At 40.9% G+C, this 4893-nt stretch carries 3 protein-coding genes; all 3 read right to left on the bottom strand.

Annotated features, from left to right (window positions below):
• Positions 1-414, bottom strand: a 414-nt coding sequence (locus AC4GME_RS17170) for a cache domain-containing protein (RefSeq protein WP_490379872.1), incomplete at its 3' end; no start/stop codon positions are given.
• A gap of 421 nt (positions 415-835) precedes the next feature.
• Positions 836-2587: a cache domain-containing protein gene (locus tag AC4GME_RS17165; RefSeq protein ID WP_490379871.1), complete on the bottom strand. Its 1752-nt coding sequence runs from the start codon at positions 2585-2587 to the stop codon at positions 836-838.
• A gap of 692 nt (positions 2588-3279) precedes the next feature.
• Entirely contained in the window at positions 3280-4677 is a 1398-nt protein-coding gene (locus AC4GME_RS17160; RefSeq protein WP_490379870.1) for an alpha-amylase family protein, read from the bottom strand.
• Positions 4678-4893: the final 216 nt, after the last annotated feature.

The following is a 4893-nucleotide window of genomic DNA, read 5'->3' as shown; positions in this document are numbered from 1 at the left end:
GTACGCTTTACTAATCCACGAACTAGCATCATAAGCAAAAAAATAACGGCCATTTCCCCAACGGTGTTGATTAAGAAATGCATAGATGCTGGTTGCTGCTTCGCTGTCTGAAGCACTAGATTCATAAATTTTTTCAATGGTGCCTTTAAAAGTCGTCATCTCAGCAGATAACTCCTTTTTGACATTTTCTAACTTTGATTGCTCATAAAAATCAGATATAGAGCGAGTCACTGTATCAACTTGCCCTTTTAGATTATTATTGATCAATGCCGTCACTTTAGTTTTGACATTGCTTTGTTCTGCTGCAAGTACCGCGCTTTCTGTATTTATTAGCGAGGCAATAAAAAAAACGCCCATTAATAACAGTGGAACACACAAGGCGATGACAAGCTTCGCTTTTATTGTAAACTTCATAATACTGACTCATTAATTTATTAATTTATAATTTCACCCTGTCCGGTTATTTCTCAGGGCAGTTAATCGGGCAGTTAATCGGGCAGTTAACCTTAACTTTGGTATCGTATATCTTTTTTTGAAAAAATCTGTTGGCCTTTTGTTTTAATTTGTAACAAGCTGTAACAATGGCGAATACAGGGCCAACTAGTTAATTACCATGCCCAAAAAGAAAGGCAGCGGTTTTATACGCAAACTACTTGAAACGGGCGAGGGGAAAGAGAATTAACTCTGCTAATCAGCAAAGCAGTTTGAACCTCTTTAATAGGGGTTCAAACTGCACAGGGAAAAGTTAGCAAAAGGTAGTTTAGAGGCTGAAGACGCTACTGCTCTTAGACGCCTGCGATGTGATTGGGTAAACTTGATGATGACAGCTATCGATTTAAACCTGCCAACGAAGCGTAAAGCGGCTGCCGCCAAGAGAAGAAGTTGTAATGGAAACTGATCCATGATGTGAATCAAGTACCCGTTTGACGATCGCCAGACCCAATCCGTAGCCTCCAGATTCCCGGCATCGGCTGGAATCGAGGCGCGCAAAAGGTTCGAAAACCCGTTCCCGTTCTGCGTCAGGAATGCCTGGCCCATTGTCATCAACATGGATCAGGTAGTGCTGATACTGCTGTTCTAAGGTCACCGTCACCTGACCGTTTCCATACTTTGCTGCGTTCTGTACCAGATTACTCACTGCCCGCTGTAAAGATTTAGGGTCAAAACAACCCGGTGCGTTTTTCTCAACCAGAAAAACATACTGTAGATCCACTGAAACTTCTGCTGCAAGATCAGCCAAAACAGTTTCAAACCAGGGCTCGATAGTCAGTTCCTGCATCTGCAGTTCCGGAGCGTTCTGATCGAAGCGGCCATAAGTCAGTAATTCGCTGATCAGAATATCCAATTCATCAAGGTCCTGTTGGACTCCGTTGACATAGCGGACCTGATCTGTCCGAGAGGTCGAGGATTCCATCATTTCCACACCGAATCGAAGCCGAGCGATGGGAGTGCGGAGTTCGTGAGAGATCGCGTTAATCAACTCTTTTTGTAAAGCAATCCCTTTGAGAGTAAAACTAATAACCCAAATTGCCACAATAAAACTGAAAACAATTAAAACCAATGAGACGATAATCATTAAGGTGGTTCTTTCCTCGAAAATCTCATTAGTAGCCTTTGTTAAACCATTTTGTATAACAAAAACGTCACTCTCATAACTACCCGAGGCAATGGTCCAGCCCCACTCCGGAAAGATTTTACGCGCATAAACCAGTTTATTTTCCGTTTGTTGGGTGGTTGGATTTTGATACTGAGTTTTAACAAAGGCTTCAGGTTTATTTCTTATACCGGCAGCAATGATTGCGGTTGTAGAGCCTATTTTGCCGACAATTTCAGCTTTCGGATGGGCAAGAATTTTCCCGTCTTTGTCCTGTATCCAGAAGTAACCATTTTTCCCGTATTTGGCAATGCTTATGGCGTGTAATGCAGCCGCAATATTATTCTGTTTAAGGGTGCTAAGGTATTCGCCTGTAGCAACAACCAGATCCAGCGGTTTAAAATAAAAAGAAGCGGTTATCTTGTCTTCAATTTTTCCGGTTGTTGGGTTTAAAAAAGCATATTGACTGAAACCAATACTGTTGTTTTTAGCAGCCTCGACAACATCCCGTACAAAATAGTTACCATTAGCATCTTTTTTGTCGTAACCGTTTAAGCCAATATTACTAAAGTCACTTCCGTAAGCCGGGCTAATCCATGAAGTCGCATTATAAGCGAAAAAATAGCGGCCGTTATCCCAGCGGTGGTGATTAATAAAAGCATAAATGCTGCCCTCTGCTTCACTTTCTGAATCACTAGATTCATAAATTTTTTCAATGGTGCGTTTAAAAGTCATCATCTCAGCAGACAACTCCTTTTTGATGTTTTCTAACTTTGACAGCTCATAAAAATCGGATATAGAGCGAGTTACTGTATCTACCTGCCCCTTTAGACCGTCATTGAGCAGTGCCGTCACTTTGCTTTTGACATTGCTTCGTTCGACTGCGAGTACCGCGCTTTGTGTATTTATTAGCGAGGAAATAAAAACAACGCCTATTAATAACAGTGGCACGCACAAGGCGACGATAAGCTTCGTTTTTATCGTAAATTTCATTTGTTTAACCTTTTTATTTCCGCTATTTATTCGAAGTAGGTGTTGTTAAATCATTATCCCCGCTATCTTGAATAATTCAATTGGCTTTTTGTTTTGATTTGTAATAACAACCTTTAACCGCGGCGAATAGCGGATCAGCAAAAGTTAATTACGATGCACAAGAAACGGTAGTGGTTGTAGATATTTAGCCTGCACTATTAATAGATCCATCAGCACTTGGAGCTGGCAAGGGAAGATCTGGACACTCAAACCTTTTTGACTGATTCTGTATTTTTACCTACTACATAAACAGTGTTTTGATGAAGATAACTACACAAGGCAGAGTTTTGAGCATCGTCGCCAATGGATGATTGAGCGCATTCGATTTCTTAGCAATATATTGGCTATTGATATCTACGCTTATGCGATTATGTCTAACCACTCTCACCTTGTTTTACATATTAATGAACAAGAAATTTCAGCTTATTCAGAGCAAGATATTTGTGACCCTTGATGCCAGGTCTATTCCTGCCCTGTGCTTGTTTCCCGTTGGCAACTCGGTGAATTAACCTCTGAGGGAGAGTTAAATTCCGCATTAGCAATTATTGCAGAGTAACACAGACGATTAACGGATATTTCATAGTTTATACGCTGTTTAAATGAGTTTATTGCGCGTAAAGCGAATAAAGGTGATAACTGCCGCTTAATGTTATTTATGCAGCTGCTAGTTCACCCGCAGACGATGTTACAAATACTCGATCGTAAGCAGACATAGTGATGCCTACTCTTGCGATGTTGTATATCAAGATTTTATTTTCTGTGGTTAGTGTTAACATTGCGTTTTCACCGGCCCAATCATCACACTTCCAATCATACTGTAAACCGTTATTTACCGCCGCATTAAACTCTTCCATAATTACAGAAGATGCCTTTATAGTGCGTACCATAAAGTCATAGAAGTTTTTCTTGTTGGTATCGGTAAAGTTCCAGTCAATCCAACTGATTTCGTTGTTTTGACAATACGCGTTATTGTTACCTCGCTGTGTATGGCTGAATAAGTCTGCAAAGACGATGTGTGGTTCGCCTAGGCTATAAAGCAGTGTAGTCATCATACTACGTTTATCACGCTCTCTACGTGCCGTTGTCTGCTCTGGCGTATCACCTGGCTTATAACGACTCCAGCTAGCGTTGTCTTCATTCTTACACCCGTCTTCGTTATCTTCTTTATTAGCAAGATTTTGTTTTTTATCGTAGCTGACTAAATCTTGTAGAGTATAACCGTCGTGGTAAGTAACGTAGTTTACTGGGCGTTTGCTTTGCCAGTTATTGAACGTATCTTGGCTGCCTGTAATATACTTAGCGAGGTTGCCTATGCTGTCTGTGCCTTTCCAGAACTCACGAACACATTGACGGTATCGATCAGAGCACTCCTGGAAACCCGCAGGGAATCTGCCCAACTGATATGTTTCACAATCCCACGGTTCTGCAATAAGTATAGCGCCCTGTAATTTAGGGTCCCTCTTAATGGCGGTAAGCATCTTAGAGTTAGGATTGAACCCACCTAAGCTGTCACGGCCTAATGCAGTAGCCAGGTCAAATCTAAACCCGTCCACACCGTAGTCACAATACCACGTATGCATTGAGTGTATTACTCTATCGACGCAGTGTTCGAGTTGTACGGTATCGCCACAACCAGAGTAGTTTCTATTCCAGTGTGGGTAATACTTGCGGACACTCTCCGCCACATGGTTATATACCACATCGATAATAACTTTAATGCCGTTATCCTTTAGGGTTTTAACCATCTGTTTAAATTCGCTAACTGGGTCACCACCTTGCGTCGCATAACGCATCGTAGGTGCTATCCAGCATGATGGGTTATAGCCCCAGTAGTTAGTTAAACCTTTTTCGATAAGGTGTTCCTCTTCTTGGAACTCCATTACAGGCTGAAGCTGTAGTTTAGTTATTCCTGTTTGTTTAAAGAACTCAATCATGTAATCATGACACAGACCTAAATAGGTACCGCGAAATTCTTTAGGAATATTGAAATTTAAGTAAGTAGCGCCTTTAACATGAATTTCAGTGGTTATATCACGTTCGTTAATATTCATCTTTGTATTTCTCTTTATAAACACGTTATCAGACGTACGAGGCTCCCTCCAAGCTAGTCTTTTCGAATGTTAAAAAAACAACCACCTTATCCCGTTCCAGCACCCTCATTTACCTAATGTTGCTCTCTATTTTAAGTTAATGTTAACTTTGCTATCGTATATCTTTTTTTGGAAAAATCTGTTGGCCTTTTGTTTTAATTTGTAACAAGATGTAAC

This window comes from Psychromonas sp. (assembly GCF_983033635.1).
Note: the sequence above shows the minus strand (reverse complement) of the source record. Positions and strands in the feature narration are given on the sequence as shown.